Genomic DNA, 14,241 nt, shown 5'->3' with positions numbered 1-14,241 from the left:
CTATTCGTCTTATCCTTAAGACCTTATCCCATCAGGCTAAAAGTCCAGTTCAGTCTACATATTCGTGGCAACCCTACACTAAGCATGTCATCCTGTCGCCAGGATGAACTCTTAAAGCGTAAGCAGTTGTCTTTATTTTGCTTAAACCCTGAGCCAGTACGCTGAACAAAGCAGTGATTTGGTTGTCGGAAAGCAAAACTTTCCATTAAAATGGATAGATTGATTTAAGCACACAAAGGGGGATGTGCTGGTTAATATGAAACATAAAGCAAATATGATGAAAGTGTCCTGGCTTGGCGCTGCGGTAATGTTGTCCCTTTATACCACCTCGGTTTGGGCCTTCACTATCGACGACGTCGCAAAACAGGCGAAAACCTTAGCGGGCAAGAGCTACGAAGCACCGAAAAGCAACCTGCCTTCGCAATTCCGCGACATGAAATACGCGGACTACCAGCAGATCCAGTTCAATCACGATAAAGCGTACTGGAACAACATCAAGACCCCATTCAAGCTCGAGTTCTACCATCAGGGTATGTACTTCGACACGCCGGTAACCATCAACGAAGTGACCGCCACCGCGGTACACCAGATTAAATACAATCCGGACTATTTTAACTTCGGTGATGTAAAGCACGATAAAGACACCGTAAAAGATCTCGGCTTTGCCGGGTTCAAAGTGCTCTATCCGATCAACAGCAAAGATAAGAATGACGAAATTGTCAGCATGCTCGGAGCGAGTTATTTCCGCGTGATTGGCGCCGGCCAGGTGTATGGCCTGTCCGCCCGTGGACTTGCGATTGATACTGCCTTACCGTCTGGTGAAGAGTTCCCGCGCTTCCGCGAATACTGGATTGAACGTCCGAAACCAACGGATAAAACGTTAACCCTGTACGCATTGCTTGATTCCCCACGAGCGACCGGGGCTTACCGTTTCGTTATCACCCCAGGGCGTGACACCGTGGTGAACGTGCAGTCTAAGGTTTACCTGCGTGACAAAGTGGGCAAGCTGGGCGTAGCGCCGCTGACCAGTATGTTCCTGTTTGGGCCGAACCAGCCGTCTCCAACCACTAACTTCCGCCCGGAACTGCATGACTCCAACGGTCTGTCTATCCACGCCGGCAACGGAGAGTGGATCTGGCGTCCGCTGAACAACCCGAAACACCTGGCCGTAAGCTCTTATGCCACGGAAAACCCGGTTGGTTTTGGTCTGCTGCAGCGTGGCCGCCAGTTCTCTCGCTTTGAAGATTTAGACGATCGTTACGATCAGCGCCCAAGCGCGTGGGTTGCCCCGGTAGGGGATTGGGGTAAAGGCCGGGTAGAGCTGGTTGAGATCCCAACGAACGACGAAACCAACGATAACATCGTGGCCTACTGGACGCCGGATCAACTGCCGGATCCGGGCAAAGAGATGAACTTTAAGTACACCATCACCTTTAGCCGCGATGAAGACAAAATGCATGCGCCGGATAACGCGTATGTGCTGCAAACCCGCCGCTCGACCGGCGACGTTAAGCAGTCCAACCTGATTCGCCAGCCGGACGGCACCATTGCGTTTGTCGTTGACTTTACCGGCGCAGAGATGAAAAAGCTGCCAACCGATACGCCGGTCACCGCGCAAACCAGCATTGGCGATAACGGTGAAATCGTTGACAGCCAGGTGCGTTATAACCCGGTCAACAAAGGCTGGCGCTTAACGCTGCGCGTGAAGCTGAAAGACGAGAAGAAGACGACGGAGATGCGTGCTGCGCTGGTCAACGGCGAGCAGACATTGAGTGAAACCTGGAGCTACCAGCTGCCTGCCAATGAATAAGTCTACTGAATTCTCGCCCGATTACATTGAGGCACTCCCGCTTTCTGCTGAGCAGAAGGCGGGTCTTCCTGCATCCGATCTTCAGGCGGTGCATGAGGCGCTTGACGCGCAGCATCACCACTATGAGCGTGCGGATGATTCTCCTCTTGCTTCGGTAAAAGCTCGCCTCGAGGCGAGCTGGCCTGGCTCTCTCGGCGGCGAACAGCTGATTACCGATGAGGAAGGGCGCACCCAGCTTCAGGCCATGCCGAAGGCGACGCGTGCTTCTATGTTCCCGGATCCGTGGCGTACCAACCCCATTGGCCGTTTCTGGGATCGCCTGCTTGGCCGTGAAACGAAATCTAGGTTTGCGTCAAAAGAAGAAGAGGCGTCCGAGCAGAAATGGCGTACCGTCGGCACGATCCGTCGCTACATCCTGCTGATCCTGACGCTGGCGCAGACCGTGGTCGCGACCTGGTACATGAAGACGATTCTTCCGTATCAGGGCTGGGCGCTGATTAACCCGGCGGACATGGGCGGCCAGGATTTGTGGGTCTCCTTCATGCAGCTGCTGCCGTATATCCTGCAAAGCGGCATCCTTATTCTGTTTGCCGTGCTGTTCTGCTGGGTCTCCGCCGGTTTCTGGACCGCGCTGATGGGCTTCCTGCAGCTGCTGATGGGTAAAGATAAATACAGCATTTCTGCGTCAACGGTAGGGGATGAGCCTATCAACCCTGAACACCGTACGGCGCTTATCATGCCGATTTGTAATGAAGACGTGGATCGCGTGTTTGCCGGCCTGCGTGCGACCTGGGAGTCGGTAAAAGCGACCGGGCAGCAGGCTCATTTCGACGTCTACATTCTGAGCGACAGCTACAACCCGGATATCTGCGTTGCCGAGCAGAAGGCCTGGATGGAGCTGGTGGCGGAAGTGCAGGGCGAAGGGCAAATATTCTATCGCCGCCGCCGCCGCCGCGTGAAGCGCAAAAGCGGTAACATTGATGACTTCTGCCGTCGCTGGGGCAAGCAGTACAGCTACATGGTGGTGCTGGACGCCGACTCCGTAATGAGCGGTGATTGCCTGACCAACCTTGTGCGCCTGATGGAAGCGAACCCGAAGGCAGGCATTATTCAGTCTTCGCCAAAAGCGTCCGGTATGGACACGCTGTACGCGCGCTGCCAGCAGTTCGCCACCCGAGTCTATGGGCCGCTGTTTACAGCAGGTCTGCACTTCTGGCAGTTGGGGGAATCCCACTACTGGGGCCACAACGCGATTATTCGCGTGAAGCCGTTCATCGAACACTGTGCGCTGGCGCCGCTGCCGGGTGACGGTAACTTTGCCGGGTCAATTCTTTCCCACGACTTCGTAGAAGCCGCGCTGATGCGTCGTGCCGGCTGGGGCGTATGGATTGCCTACGATCTGCCGGGCTCATACGAAGAACTGCCGCCGAACCTGCTGGACGAGCTCAAGCGTGACCGCCGCTGGTGCCAGGGCAACCTGATGAACTTCCGCCTGTTCCTGGTGAAAGGGATGCACCCGGTTCACCGCGCGGTGTTCCTGACGGGCGTTATGTCCTATCTGTCTGCGCCGCTGTGGTTTATGTTCCTTGCGCTGTCCACCGCGCTGCAGGTTGTGCATGCTCTGACCGAGCCGCAGTACTTCCTGCAGCCGCGCCAGCTGTTCCCGGTCTGGCCGCAGTGGCGTCCTGAGCTGGCGATAGCGCTGTTTGCCTCGACGATGGTTCTGCTGTTCCTGCCGAAGCTGCTGAGTATCATTCTGATCTGGTGTAAGGGCTCCAAAGAGTATGGCGGCTTCCTGCGCGTGACCTGTTCGCTGCTGCTTGAAGTGCTGTTCTCCGTGCTGCTGGCGCCGGTGCGCATGCTGTTCCATACCGTGTTTGTGGTCAGCGCGTTCCTCGGTTGGGAAGTGGTCTGGAACTCACCGCAGCGTGACGATGACTCCACGCCGTGGGGTGAAGCCTTTATGCGCCATGGTTCTCAGCTTCTGCTGGGTCTGGTCTGGGCCGTAGGGATGGCGTGGCTGGATCTGCGCTTCCTGTTCTGGCTGGCGCCGATCGTGTTCTCGCTGATCCTGTCGCCGTTCGTTTCCGTGCTCTCGAGCCGGGCGACCCTCGGCCTGCGCACTAAGCGCTGGAAGCTGTTCCTGATCCCGGAAGAGTATTCCCCGCCTCAGGTACTGGTAGATACCGAGAACTATCTGGAGCTGAACCGCAGCCGCACGCTGGACGATGGCTTTATGCACGCGGTGTTTAACCCGTCGTTTAACGCCCTGAGTACCGCGATGGCGACGGCTCGCCACCGTAAGAGCCTGGTGCTGGAGATTGCCCGTGACCGCCACGTTGAGCAGGCGCTGAACGAGACGCCGGACAAGCTCAACCGTGACCGCCGCCTGGTGCTGCTGAGCGACCCGATGACCATGTCGCGTCTGCATTACCGCGTGTGGGCTAATCCGGAGCGCTATTCCTCCTGGGTTGATAGCTACAACAAGCTGCAGCTTAACCCGCTGGCGCTTTCGACCAAATAACGTCGTAGCGCCCTGAAGATGCCGACCTTCGGGTCGGCATTTTTTTGCCTTTTATCCGGCGATGGTTATACTCAGCGCGATATAAACAGGAGAGCGGGTGTGGGTAAAATAATTGCGGTGCTGGTGATGGCCTTTCTGCTGAGCGGCTGCGGCAGCATTATCAGCAGAACGGTGCCGGGGCAGGGACACGGTAACCAGTACTACCCCGGCGTGCGTTGGGACGTGCGCGAAGGTGCATGGCGCTATATCACCGTGCTGGACCTGCCGTTTTCGCTGATTTTTGACACCCTGCTGCTGCCGATTGACGCCAGCCACGGGCCTTATGAGTAGCGGCTAGCGCTCATCCCACTCGTCTGCTGCCGTGCGACCCTCTTCGGTGTCCAGCGGCGGCTCGAGCTGAAACTCACCTTCGTCCCACTCGTGCAGCGTATTCTCTTCCAGCCACTCCTGGCGCAGCTCAATCTCATCGAAATCGCCGTCAAACACGCTTTGCGCCGCTTCTCCGCTGAGCATCGGCAGGCATTCACCTTCCTCGCTGTCGTCGGTAAAGAACTCGGCCTGCCACATGATGTCGCCATCCTGCAAAACGTACTTCTGGAAATTGAACTGCTCGACGCTGGCGCTCTCTTCATCCACGCTTGGGTTTTCGGCAAGATACTGCTCCCGCGCGGCATCAATGGCTTCTTCCAGGGTTGCATACATGCTCATGGGCATCTCCTTGTGGCAAAGGTCAGGGAGCGGCTGCTCCGTTACGATTTCCAGTTAATTGTTGACGCTGTTGGCAAAGATGCAAGTCTGAGATTTACTCTCCCGGAATACGGACTCGTTCGGCGGGCTGGCGCAGGGTCATCCACGAATAAAGCGCGTTAAACAGCACCACGCTGGCGGTGACCAGGAACACGGTGCGAAAGCCGTAGCTCGCGGAAACGGCGGCCCCGAGCAGCGGGCCGGTGACGTTGCCGATATCACGAAAAGACTGGTTATAGCTGAAGATACGGCCTGAGATTTGGTTCGAAGAGTTGTAGACCAGCAGCGTTTGCACGGCGGGTAACAGCGCCCCGTCTGCGGCCCCTAATAAGAAACGTAATATGCCGAGCTGCCAGGTATTTTGCACCAGCGACATGGGAATAAGCAGCAGGACGGAGATAACCAGCGCGCCGATAAGGATCTTCTCTGGCCCGATACGATCCCCCAGCTTGCCCAGCCGTGGGGCGCTGATCAACGCCGCAACGCCGGGCACGGAAGCAATCATCCCGCTAATAAACGCCAGGTTACTGACGTTACCGGCCAGGTCGCGTACATAGAGGGTAAGAATGGGTGCGATAGAGCCGGTCGCCACCTGAATAATCATTGTGGTGACAAACAGGCTCAGCACCAGGCGCGGATTTTTCAATGAGGTCAGTACCTGGCGCACATGCAGCATGTCTTTTTTGGAAACCGGGATGAACGACTCGCGAATAAAGAACAGCGTCATCACAAAGCACAGGAACAGCACCAATGAGGTGATAAAGAACACCGAGCGCAGCCCGTAGTTATCCGCCATCAGGCCGCCCATCAGCGGGCCAAGCAGCGCGCCGCTAACCGCACCCGTGGACAGCGTGCCGAGCGCCCAGCCGCTTTTATGGCGCGGGATCTGGGTAGCTATCAGCGCGTTAGCGTTAGGCACAAACCCGCCAAGCAGGCCGAGCAGGGCCCGAAGCGCCAGGAATTGCCAGATATTCTGCGCCAGTCCCATAAACAGCATGACGATAGACATGCCGAGCGCGGAACGCAGCAGCATCAGTTTTCGACCCTTACGGTCGGCAAGCCCGCCCCAGAAAGGCGAAGCCACGGCGGAAAACAGGAAGGTAATGCTGAAGACTAACCCGGACCACATATTGAGCTGGCTGTGGCCGGTGACGCCGAGCTGCTCGACGTAGAGCGGGAGGAAGGGCATCACCAGGCTGAAGGCCGCGCCGGTCAGGAAGCAGCCAACCCAGACGACGGCCAGATTACGCTTCCAGTTGATAGTGCTGTCAGGGGGAGTCATACCGCTCCGAAGTTGCCAGTGCCAAAAAAGAGAGGGAATTATTACTCTGCTAATTATGCGCCTGTTGGCATTGGGCTGGCAAATCGAAGGGCTTTTTCGATCAAACGCACGGTAATAAAAAGCCGCCTGTTACGGCGGCTATTGCGCGATTATTGGTAGCGGTCTGGCATCCCTTCCGGGCGTGTCTTGAAGCGGCGGTGTAGCCACATGTACTGCTCCGGGGCCATCATGATGCACTTCTCAACGATTGTATTCATCCAGCGGGCGGTTTCTGCCGGACTTTCAAGCGGCGGGTTCAGCTCAGGCTGGATAATCGTCAGCTCGTAGCCTTTGCCGTTTGGCAGTCGGCGCGGCACAAACGGCACGGCGCAGGCCCCGGAGAGCTTGGCCAGCGTGTAGGTTCCCGTGGTAGTGGCCGCTTGTTCAACGGCGAAGAACGGCACAAACTCGCTGCCGCGTGGGCCGTAGTCGTGGTCAGGTGCGTACCAGATGATGTCGCCATTTTTCAGGGCGCGGATCATGCCTTTCAGATCTCTGCGGTCAATCATGCTCTTATTGGAGCGCATCCGCCCCCAGGTTTGCAGCCAGTCCAGCAGAGGGTTGTCATTTGGGCGATACACGCCGATACCTGGGGTTTTAATGCCGAAAATACGGGCACCCAGCTCCAGCGTCAGGAAGTGAATACCAATCAGCAAAATACCCTGGCCGGTTTTCTCGATGCCTTTAACGATATCGACGCCTTTGTAGTGGCACCATTTGTTGATGCGCTCGGTAGGCCAGAACCAGGCCATGCCGGTTTCAATCAACCCCATGCCGACGGACTCAAAGTTGGCGACCACCATTTGCTCGCGTTTTTCCTCGTTCATGTCCGGAAAGCAGAGTTCAAGGTTGCGGTAGGCTATTTGCGAGCGGCGTTTCATCAGGCGTTTTGCCAGCCGGCCCAGCCCGCAGCCAATGCGATAAAGTACCGGGTATGGAAGCTGTACAAGCAGGTATAAAAAGCCAATACCCAGCCATGTAGGCCAGTATCGCGGGTGCAATAATGCACGAGAGAATTGCGGTAAGTTCGTCATGTAAAACCTTTGTGACGGCAATTGCCGGATCTTCTAATCATTCCATTGTGACATTTTTTGACGCGCAGCCAAAATAAGCGCGGGCAGAGTGCCTGATTTTTCGCCGATTGTTGTTGTTTTTCTCGATGAGTGAGCAAAATGTAGCGTAAAACGCGGGGATGTAAATAAACGTTATTTGCTTTATGATGCAGCCCACTTTTTTTCAACGATTGCGAGCGAACACCATGCCAGTGTTACACAACCGCGTATCGAATGAGGAGCTGCGCGAGCGCATGCTTGCCGAAACCGAGCCGCGCACGACTATCTCATTCTACAAATACTTCACTATTGAACAGCCGCAGGCCACGCGTGATGCACTTTATCAGCTGTTTTTGAGCCTCAACGTTTTTGGCCGCGTCTATCTGGCGCATGAAGGGATCAACGCTCAAATAAGCGTCCCCGAAAGCCGTGTTGATGCCTTCCGCGAGGCGCTTTATGCCTTCCATCCGGCATTCAATAATTTGCGCCTGAATATTGCCCTTGAGGATGACGGTAAATCCTTCTGGGTGCTGCGCATGAAGGTGCGCGAACGCATCGTCGCCGACGGCATTGATGACCCCACGTTTGACGCAAGCGACGTAGGCGAATATCTAAAAGCGGCGGATGTTAACGCCATGCTCGACGACCCGAGCGCGGTCTTCATCGATATGCGTAACCATTACGAATATGAAGTGGGGCATTTCGAGGACGCTCTCGAGATCCCGGCGGATACCTTCCGTGAACAGCTGCCGAAAGCCGTGGATATGATGCAGGATGACAAAGATAAGAAAATTGTCATGTACTGCACCGGCGGGATCCGCTGCGAAAAAGCCAGCGCCTGGATGCGCCATAACGGCTTTAAAAACGTTTACCACATTGAAGGTGGGATCATTGAGTACGCGCGTCGTGCGCGTGAACAAGGTTTGCCGGTGCGTTTTGTCGGGAAAAACTTTGTCTTCGATGGGCGAATGGGGGAGCGCATCTCTGATGATGTGATTGCCCACTGCCACCAGTGCGGGACGCCGTGCGACAGCCACACCAACTGCAAAAATGACGGCTGCCACCTGCTGTTTATTCAGTGCCCGGCCTGTGCGGAGAAATTCTCTGGCTGCTGCAGCGAAGTTTGCCGTGAAGAGCTGGTGTTGTCTCCGGAAGAGCAGCGCCGCCGCCGCGCGGGTCGTGAAAACGGGAATAAGATCTTCAATAAGTCTCGCGGCATGTTGAATACCACGCTCGGTATTCCCGATCCTGAGAAGTAATCGCTATCCCCCGGTTTTCCGGGGGATTTGCTTTTTACTGGCGTATACCTTCAACAGAGATAATCAGATCAACGTCCTGTGAAGCTGGCCCTAAATCCTGAGTAATGTTGAAGTCCTTCAGCTTGATTTTCCCTTCGGCTTCAAAGCCTGCACGCACGCCGCCCCACGGGTCATCGCCCTGACCAATCAGCTTAGCCGCCAGCGTCACTGGCTTAGTCACGCCGTTCAGCGTCAAATTGCCGGTAATATCCAGCTTCTCGCCGTCTTTCTTCACTTCCGTTGAGGCGAAAGTGGCCTGCGGGAACTTCGCTACATTGAGGAACTCTGCGCTGCGCAGGTGTTTGTCGCGCTCGGCATGGTTAGTGTCAACGCTGGTGGTGTTGATGGTAACGTTCACTTTATCCGCCGCAGGATTTTTCTCGTCGAAGGTAAAGCCGCCGTCAAAATCACGGAAGGTACCGTACAGCCAGCTATAGCCGAGGTGTTGAATACGGAAATTCACAAACGCGTGCTGACCCTGTTTATCAATTTTATAGTCAGCGGCGACGGCCGAGCCGGTGGTAAATAACAGAGCGCTTAAGGTGGCTCCCAGCAGGATTTTCTTCATTGTCTTACTCTCCATAGTTAACGGGATGCTTTCCCCAGCATGCGCTTGAGGGTGGCATCTTTATCTAGAAAATGATGTTTCAGGGCGGCCAGGGCGTGCAGCAGGGAAATAATCACCACGCCCCAGGCAAGCCAAAGGTGAACGGTGCCGGCGAGATCGGCCTGAGCGCCGAAGTCCGTTAGCGTAGCGGGCACCTCGAACCAGCCAAAGACGCTAACAGGTTTGCCGTCAGCCGTTGAAATCAGATACCCGCTCAGCAAAATGGCGAACAATAATGCGTACAGCAAAATATGAGCGATAAGTGCACCGATCCGCGTCAGGCGTGAATAGCTTTTTAGCGGAGGTGGTGGTGGAGAAATAAAGCGCCAGACAATACGTATCACCAGCCCGAGCATCAACAATATGCCGATGCTTTTATGTATTTCCGGGGCCTTATGGTACCAGACGTCGTAATAGCCCAGCGTGACCATCCACAGCCCGAGGGCAAACATGCCATACACCGTCGCGGCGATCAGCCAGTGAAGCAGAACCGAAAGGTGTCCATAGCGTTCGGGTGAGTTTCGCCATTGCATATTTATGCGTCCATGTATTGCCAATAAAGGTAAAACATAGGCGTTCTGTTAACGTCAGATCAACATAAATATTCCCTTTGGGGCATATATTTATTGTATGTCTATTTTTTTGAATAACACCGGGGGAATGCATTCAGCAGAGGCGAATAAATAGAAAGTTAATCTCATGATATGGCGGTGGTAAATATTTAATCAAATTGAATTATTTGCCGCAAAACTATATTTAATTAATTTTACGTCAGTATTTGTCAATATAACCAGAGGGGGAATAATTAATAAAAATAGATATAAGCCACATCGAGCAGCGCAAGAATTGCCCAGAGAATGAGATACAAAATAAAATGCTCGCGGATATTATGGGTTAAAAATTGTATGAAGCGAGTCATGGTGGCCCCGGAGTAAAAGTGGCGGAAGTGCCCGCCACCCTGGATGTTACGCCGTTTTGAAACGAGAGAGTAGGAACGGAGATAAATCGAACGTAGGTTTTTGCCCCAGGGCAAACTGGCAGGCAATTTCGCCCAACACCGAGGCGAATTTAAAGCCGTGTCCGCTCAGCCCGGTGATTATCAGGGTGTTGTCGTGGCCGGGAAGGGTATCGATGATGAAGTCTTCATCCGGCGAGTTGTCGTAGGTGCAGGCTTTGCCATGCAGGCAGCAGCCGATCCCCGGCAAAAACTCACGCAGGAAGGGGAATACCTCAGCGCCGTCGCTGGCGACAGCGCCAAACGGCTTCCTCTGTTCGGGGGAATCAATCAGCTGCCCGCCGTTATGTTTGCCGAGCTTCAGCTCGTTATCTTCGGCCGGGAAGCCGTAGTACTGGTCCCCGTTCGGCGTTTCTGCCGTAAAAGCAGGGAACTTGTTGTTCTCGCTGTAGCGGCCGTCCGCCTGGTGCCAGGCAAAGATCTTGCGTACCGGCGTGACCGGAAGCTCCGGCAGCAGTTTGGTCACCCAGGTCCCGGCGCTGATCAGCAGCTTGCTGCCGTGATACTCGCCTTCTTCGGTTACCACCGTCACACCGTCGTCGCCGTGGCGGATATCCGTAACTTTGCAGTTAAACAGCTGGGCGCTGCCGCCCTGTTTCGCAAGGTTGATGTACGTCTCGATGGCAAGCTCGCTTTTCAACACGCCGGAGTCTGGTTCAAACAGGCCAACGTAGTTTTCCGGCAGCGCAATCTCCGGCCAGCGGGCGGTTACCGCTGCGGCATCCAGCGTTTCAAGCTGTAGGGAGAATTTCTCGGCGCTGGAGGCGACGTTGCGAATAAACGGAGAGTCGGCTGGCCCAAGGTTGATAACCCCGGTGCGGTGGAACAGCTTTTCACCGCTGGTTTCGGCCAGCGCGTCCCACAGTTTTTGCGCGCGCAGCACCAGGGGGACATATTTCTCGCCTTCGCCATACGCATGGCGCATAAGGCGGGAATCGCCGTGGTGGCTGCCCTGGTCGTGAGGGGGGTGGCCACTGTCAATCATCAGTACCTTCAGGCCCGAGTGTGTTGCATAGCAGCCTGCGGCGGCACCGACCGAGCCGCTGCCGACGATGATGAGGTCGTAGTTCATAAGCTTTTCTCTGTGGAAAATTATCTATAGCAGGGTAATTAATTCGCCGGGACGATGCAATTAACGCGGAAGCTTAAAATAAAAAAGGCACCCCGTTGGGTGCCTGTGGCTATTGTTAAGCATGGGTCATCAATGCTTGCGATAATCGCTTTCCTGGTAATCACTGGATTCAATTTTGGCGATTCCGGCCTCAAGAATTGAAATAAATTGCCGGGCGACATCGGTAGTCAGCCAGAGCGTCTGGCCGATCTCGGTTTCATCGTGCTTCTGATTATTGGATGTCAGGTAGTGCAGGCGCAGCATCATGGCATCGTAGCTGTCGACGGTGCTGATGTCCCATCCGACGAGGGGATGAGTCTGAATAACATCACTATTTTTTTCCATCATAACCCCTTTTATTCGTGTTTAAAGACAACGGCTAGCGAGGTTCATGCGTGATTTATCGTGAAGCGAGTTAAGTATATCAATAATACGGCTGACCGGGGGGCGAAATAATTACCTGGTAACACTTTTTCCGCATCATTTAGGAAAAATGAACAATAAATAGACAGGCGATGCTGAGTTTATAGAAAGAAAAGGCAAGGGGTATGCTTAAAAGGGCGAAAAATAATCAGCGGGGGAGAAAACGGAAATAAAAAAACCGGATGGCGACACCCGGCAAAAAAGTACCAACATAATTGAGGGTATTAGTCGGCAGAAAACCAATCGTCAGCGCTTTCCCAGGTTTCCTGGAGGATCTCGCTGATTCGCGTTTTATCTTCTTTGGCACCGCCCAGCACGGACAGGTTGTTGCCGGAGGCATAACGCACCTGAACTTCGCTGCTGGTGTCCGGGAAATGCTGATTGATACGGCGGGAAAGCTCATTGGCAAGGGCGTCGATAGCCCCGGCTGGCAACGGTGTGGTTTTGGCTATAGTCACTTCAATACGCATAACGACCCCCTGTACAATATACTGGATATTTATACAGGTTAAATTTCCAGTAAGCAACAGGGGGCGTTGAAAAATTTAGCCTTTAACCGACCAGGTTACGTCCTCGCCGGCGAGGAACGGGACGATGCTGTCGTCACCGGCTTCAATCAGCTCCGGCATTTTCTCGGCAACGCGTACCAGCTCGATACTGTCTTCATTCAGCGGCAGGCCGTAGAAACGTGGGCCGTTCAGCGAGGTGAAAGCCTCGAAGTGCTGCAGCGCATTCATTTCTTCAAACACCGTGGCATAGGCGCCCAGCGCGGACGGCGCGTTAAAGCAGCCTGCGCAGCCGCAGCTTGTCTCTTTGCGATGGCGCGAGTGCGGCGCGGAGTCGGTGCCGAGGAATACGCGGTCACAGCCGCTGGCAACCAGCTCGCGCAGGGCATCCTGGTGAACGCTACGCTTCAGAATTGGCAGGCAGTAAAGGTGTGGCCGGATGCCGCCTACCAGCATGTGATTGCGGTTAAACATCAGGTGCTGAGGCGTGATGGTCGCCCCAATCAGCGAGTTGCCTTCCTTCACATACTGGGCCGCATCTTTGGTGGTGATGTGTTCGAACACGACCTTCAGTTCCGGCAGTTGGCGGCGCAATGGCTCCATGACGGTTTCGATAAAACGCGCTTCGCGATCGAAAATATCGATATCGGCATGGGTGACTTCGCCGTGCACCAGCAGCGGCATGCCAATTTTTTGCATGCGTTCAAGCACCGGCATGATAGCGGCAGTACTGGTGACGCCGTGAGCTGAGTTGGTGGTGGCATTGGCCGGATAAAGCTTGGCGGCGGTAAACACGCCTTCATTAAAACCGCGCTCAATTTCGTTAGGGTCGAGCGTGTCGGTCAGGTAGCAGGTCATCAGGGGTTCGAAGTTTTGACCGGCCGGAACGGCATCAAGAATACGCTGACGGTAGGCGACAGCCGCTTCCACGCTGGTAACAGGAGGCGCAAGATTGGGCATCACAATCGCGCGGCCATACGTCTGGCTGGTGTAAGGCACCACGGTTTTCAGCATATCACCATCGCGAAGGTGGATATGCCAGTCATCTGGGCGGCGGATTTTTAATACCTGAGGTAATGCGGTCATGAATGTGCTCCGGCGTGAGAGGGAAAATCAGTCATCAAGGGCTGGTTTTATGCCGGGCACTAAGGATAAGGGGAAACGTTATCGTTTGCACCACTTATGTTGTACAAAACTCTCAGAGCAGAAATCTGCCCTGAGAGAGAGGCTATCAGTCCGTTAATGGGATGATAATTTCACCGGGCTTCACTTCGATGCCTTTGGCATATTTCTTCGCCAGTGACTCGCCTTTGCTGCGATCTTCACTCAGGACATAGGCCGGTTGCTGATTGAAGTAGCTGCGCAGCGACTGGTTCAGGTAAGGCACGATGGTTTGCAGCACGGTTTGCATTTTTTGCGGCTCAACCTGAGCATCCACCACTTCCATTTCCTGCAGGTAGATAGCGCCTTGTTCTTTATTGAACACCGGCAGCGCTTTCAGCTTCAGCTTCAGGGTGGCTTTCTGATTGCCAAACAGCGACGTCATGTCCAGATTGGCGTCGCCGGTCAGGGTGACTTTATTCGGCTCTTCCCGCCCAATCTGGCTGACTAAGTTGGTTAACACGACGTGGGCATCTGCCACGCCGGGCAGGCCAATGTCTTTCGCGAAGTTATTGTGTTTTTCCAGCGACTGGTTGATCTCCTGTTCACTCACGCTGTACTGCGTTAACTGGTTGCATCCTGACAGCAGGCCGCTAAGCATCAATGCTGCGGCAAAAACAATCTTCTTCATAGGCTTCCTCAAAATAGCGGCTCCAATGCCGTGCC

The 14,241-nt window shown here is 54.7% G+C and carries 15 protein-coding genes; 4 read left to right on the top strand and 11 right to left on the bottom strand.

The annotated features are described in order from the left end of the window. Positions 1-274: 274 nt before the first annotated feature. The 3 genes from mdoG (at position 275) to JT31_RS04370 (ending at position 4,664) form a co-directional block, all read left to right on the top strand. Positions 275-1,810, top strand: coding sequence for a glucans biosynthesis protein MdoG (gene mdoG / locus JT31_RS04380; protein WP_144244085.1), 1,536 nt, complete (start codon positions 275-277; stop codon positions 1,808-1,810). Further along, positions 1,803-4,334, top strand: coding sequence for a glucans biosynthesis glucosyltransferase MdoH (gene mdoH, locus JT31_RS04375; protein WP_038473754.1), 2,532 nt, complete (start codon positions 1,803-1,805; stop codon positions 4,332-4,334). The genes mdoG and mdoH overlap by 8 nt, the downstream gene beginning before the upstream one ends. 126 nt (positions 4,335-4,460) lie before the next feature. Then, positions 4,461-4,664 (top strand): YceK/YidQ family lipoprotein, encoded by a 204-nt coding sequence (locus JT31_RS04370; RefSeq protein ID WP_008453536.1) that lies wholly within the window; start codon positions 4,461-4,463, stop codon positions 4,662-4,664. Positions 4,665-4,667: 3 nt separating this feature from the next. On the opposite strand, the gene JT31_RS04365 is transcribed toward JT31_RS04370, so the two are convergent. The 3 genes from JT31_RS04365 to JT31_RS04355 all read right to left on the bottom strand — a co-directional run bounded on the left by JT31_RS04365 (position 4,668) and on the right by JT31_RS04355 (position 7,436). Beyond that, the gene (locus tag JT31_RS04365) at positions 4,668-5,042 is read right to left on the bottom strand and encodes a MysB family protein (RefSeq protein WP_038473752.1); all 375 of its coding nucleotides are present in this window, start codon (positions 5,040-5,042) and stop codon (positions 4,668-4,670) included. A gap of 94 nt (positions 5,043-5,136) precedes the next feature. After that, positions 5,137-6,363 carry a multidrug efflux MFS transporter MdtG gene (mdtG, locus tag JT31_RS04360; protein WP_038473750.1) on the bottom strand — a complete coding sequence of 409 codons (1,227 nt, stop codon included), beginning with the start codon at positions 6,361-6,363 and terminating at the stop codon, positions 5,137-5,139. Between the two features lie 149 nt (positions 6,364-6,512). Next, a complete protein-coding gene (locus JT31_RS04355; RefSeq protein ID WP_038473747.1) occupies positions 6,513-7,436 on the bottom strand; it encodes a Kdo(2)-lipid IV(A) acyltransferase in 924 nt (307 codons plus the stop codon). Between the two features lie 224 nt (positions 7,437-7,660). Between JT31_RS04355 and JT31_RS04350 the strand changes: the two genes are divergently transcribed. After that, complete coding sequence (locus JT31_RS04350; protein WP_038473744.1) at positions 7,661-8,713, top strand: rhodanese-related sulfurtransferase; 1,053 nt, start codon at positions 7,661-7,663, stop codon at positions 8,711-8,713. A gap of 34 nt (positions 8,714-8,747) precedes the next feature. On the opposite strand, the gene JT31_RS04345 is transcribed toward JT31_RS04350, so the two are convergent. The 8 genes from JT31_RS04345 to JT31_RS04315 form a co-directional block, all read right to left on the bottom strand. Further along, complete coding sequence (locus tag JT31_RS04345) at positions 8,748-9,320, bottom strand: YceI family protein (RefSeq protein WP_038473740.1); 573 nt, start codon at positions 9,318-9,320, stop codon at positions 8,748-8,750. A gap of 17 nt (positions 9,321-9,337) precedes the next feature. Continuing rightward, positions 9,338-9,892 (bottom strand): cytochrome b, encoded by a 555-nt coding sequence (locus JT31_RS04340; RefSeq protein WP_038473737.1) that lies wholly within the window; start codon positions 9,890-9,892, stop codon positions 9,338-9,340. 272 nt (positions 9,893-10,164) lie between these two features. Next, the gene (locus JT31_RS22970) at positions 10,165-10,278 is read right to left on the bottom strand and encodes a DUF2770 family protein (RefSeq protein WP_071842930.1); all 114 of its coding nucleotides are present in this window, start codon (positions 10,276-10,278) and stop codon (positions 10,165-10,167) included. A 46-nt stretch (positions 10,279-10,324) separates the two neighbouring features. After that, entirely contained in the window at positions 10,325-11,446 is a 1,122-nt protein-coding gene (gene solA, locus JT31_RS04335) for an N-methyl-L-tryptophan oxidase (RefSeq protein ID WP_038473735.1), read from the bottom strand. 129 nt (positions 11,447-11,575) lie between these two features. Continuing rightward, positions 11,576-11,830 (bottom strand): biofilm formation regulator BssS, encoded by a 255-nt coding sequence (gene bssS, locus JT31_RS04330; protein ID WP_008453527.1) that lies wholly within the window; start codon positions 11,828-11,830, stop codon positions 11,576-11,578. A 302-nt stretch (positions 11,831-12,132) separates the two neighbouring features. Continuing rightward, a complete protein-coding gene (gene dinI, locus JT31_RS04325) occupies positions 12,133-12,378 on the bottom strand; it encodes a DNA damage-inducible protein I (RefSeq protein ID WP_038473733.1) in 246 nt (81 codons plus the stop codon). A 75-nt stretch (positions 12,379-12,453) separates the two neighbouring features. Beyond that, the gene (gene pyrC / locus JT31_RS04320) at positions 12,454-13,500 is read right to left on the bottom strand and encodes a dihydroorotase (RefSeq protein ID WP_038473730.1); all 1,047 of its coding nucleotides are present in this window, start codon (positions 13,498-13,500) and stop codon (positions 12,454-12,456) included. Positions 13,501-13,645: 145 nt separating this feature from the next. Continuing rightward, entirely contained in the window at positions 13,646-14,206 is a 561-nt protein-coding gene (locus JT31_RS04315; protein ID WP_038473727.1) for a lipoprotein, read from the bottom strand. Between the last annotated feature and the right edge of the window lie 35 nt (positions 14,207-14,241).

The sequence above is a fragment of the Cedecea neteri genome (assembly GCF_000757825.1).
Lineage (GTDB): Bacteria > Pseudomonadota > Gammaproteobacteria > Enterobacterales > Enterobacteriaceae > Cedecea > Cedecea selenatireducens.
This window is presented reverse-complemented; position numbering and strand designations above follow the sequence as displayed.

Bases quoted from the DNA above. Each gene is read 5' to 3' on its own strand.
- JT31_RS04365 (WP_038473752.1), bottom strand. From the start codon at position 5,042: ATGAGCATGTATGCAACCCTGGAAGAAGCCATTGATGCCGCGCGGGAG.
- JT31_RS04345 (WP_038473740.1), bottom strand. From the start codon at position 9,320: ATGAAGAAAATCCTGCTGGGAGCCACCTTAAGCGCTCTGTTATTTACC.
- JT31_RS04340 (WP_038473737.1), bottom strand. From the start codon at position 9,892: ATGCAATGGCGAAACTCACCCGAACGCTATGGACACCTTTCGGTTCTG.
- JT31_RS22970 (WP_071842930.1), bottom strand. From the start codon at position 10,278: ATGACTCGCTTCATACAATTTTTAACCCATAATATCCGCGAGCATTTT.
- JT31_RS04355 (WP_038473747.1), bottom strand. From the start codon at position 7,436: ATGACGAACTTACCGCAATTCTCTCGTGCATTATTGCACCCGCGATAC.
- JT31_RS04350 (WP_038473744.1), top strand. From the start codon at position 7,661: ATGCCAGTGTTACACAACCGCGTATCGAATGAGGAGCTGCGCGAGCGC.
- solA (WP_038473735.1), bottom strand. From the start codon at position 11,446: ATGAACTACGACCTCATCATCGTCGGCAGCGGCTCGGTCGGTGCCGCC.
- dinI (WP_038473733.1), bottom strand. From the start codon at position 12,378: ATGCGTATTGAAGTGACTATAGCCAAAACCACACCGTTGCCAGCCGGG.
- mdoG (WP_144244085.1), top strand. From the start codon at position 275: ATGATGAAAGTGTCCTGGCTTGGCGCTGCGGTAATGTTGTCCCTTTAT.
- pyrC (WP_038473730.1), bottom strand. From the start codon at position 13,500: ATGACCGCATTACCTCAGGTATTAAAAATCCGCCGCCCAGATGACTGG.
- bssS (WP_008453527.1), bottom strand. From the start codon at position 11,830: ATGGAAAAAAATAGTGATGTTATTCAGACTCATCCCCTCGTCGGATGG.
- mdoH (WP_038473754.1), top strand. From the start codon at position 1,803: ATGAATAAGTCTACTGAATTCTCGCCCGATTACATTGAGGCACTCCCG.
- JT31_RS04370 (WP_008453536.1), top strand. From the start codon at position 4,461: ATGGCCTTTCTGCTGAGCGGCTGCGGCAGCATTATCAGCAGAACGGTG.
- mdtG (WP_038473750.1), bottom strand. From the start codon at position 6,363: ATGACTCCCCCTGACAGCACTATCAACTGGAAGCGTAATCTGGCCGTC.
- JT31_RS04315 (WP_038473727.1), bottom strand. From the start codon at position 14,206: ATGAAGAAGATTGTTTTTGCCGCAGCATTGATGCTTAGCGGCCTGCTG.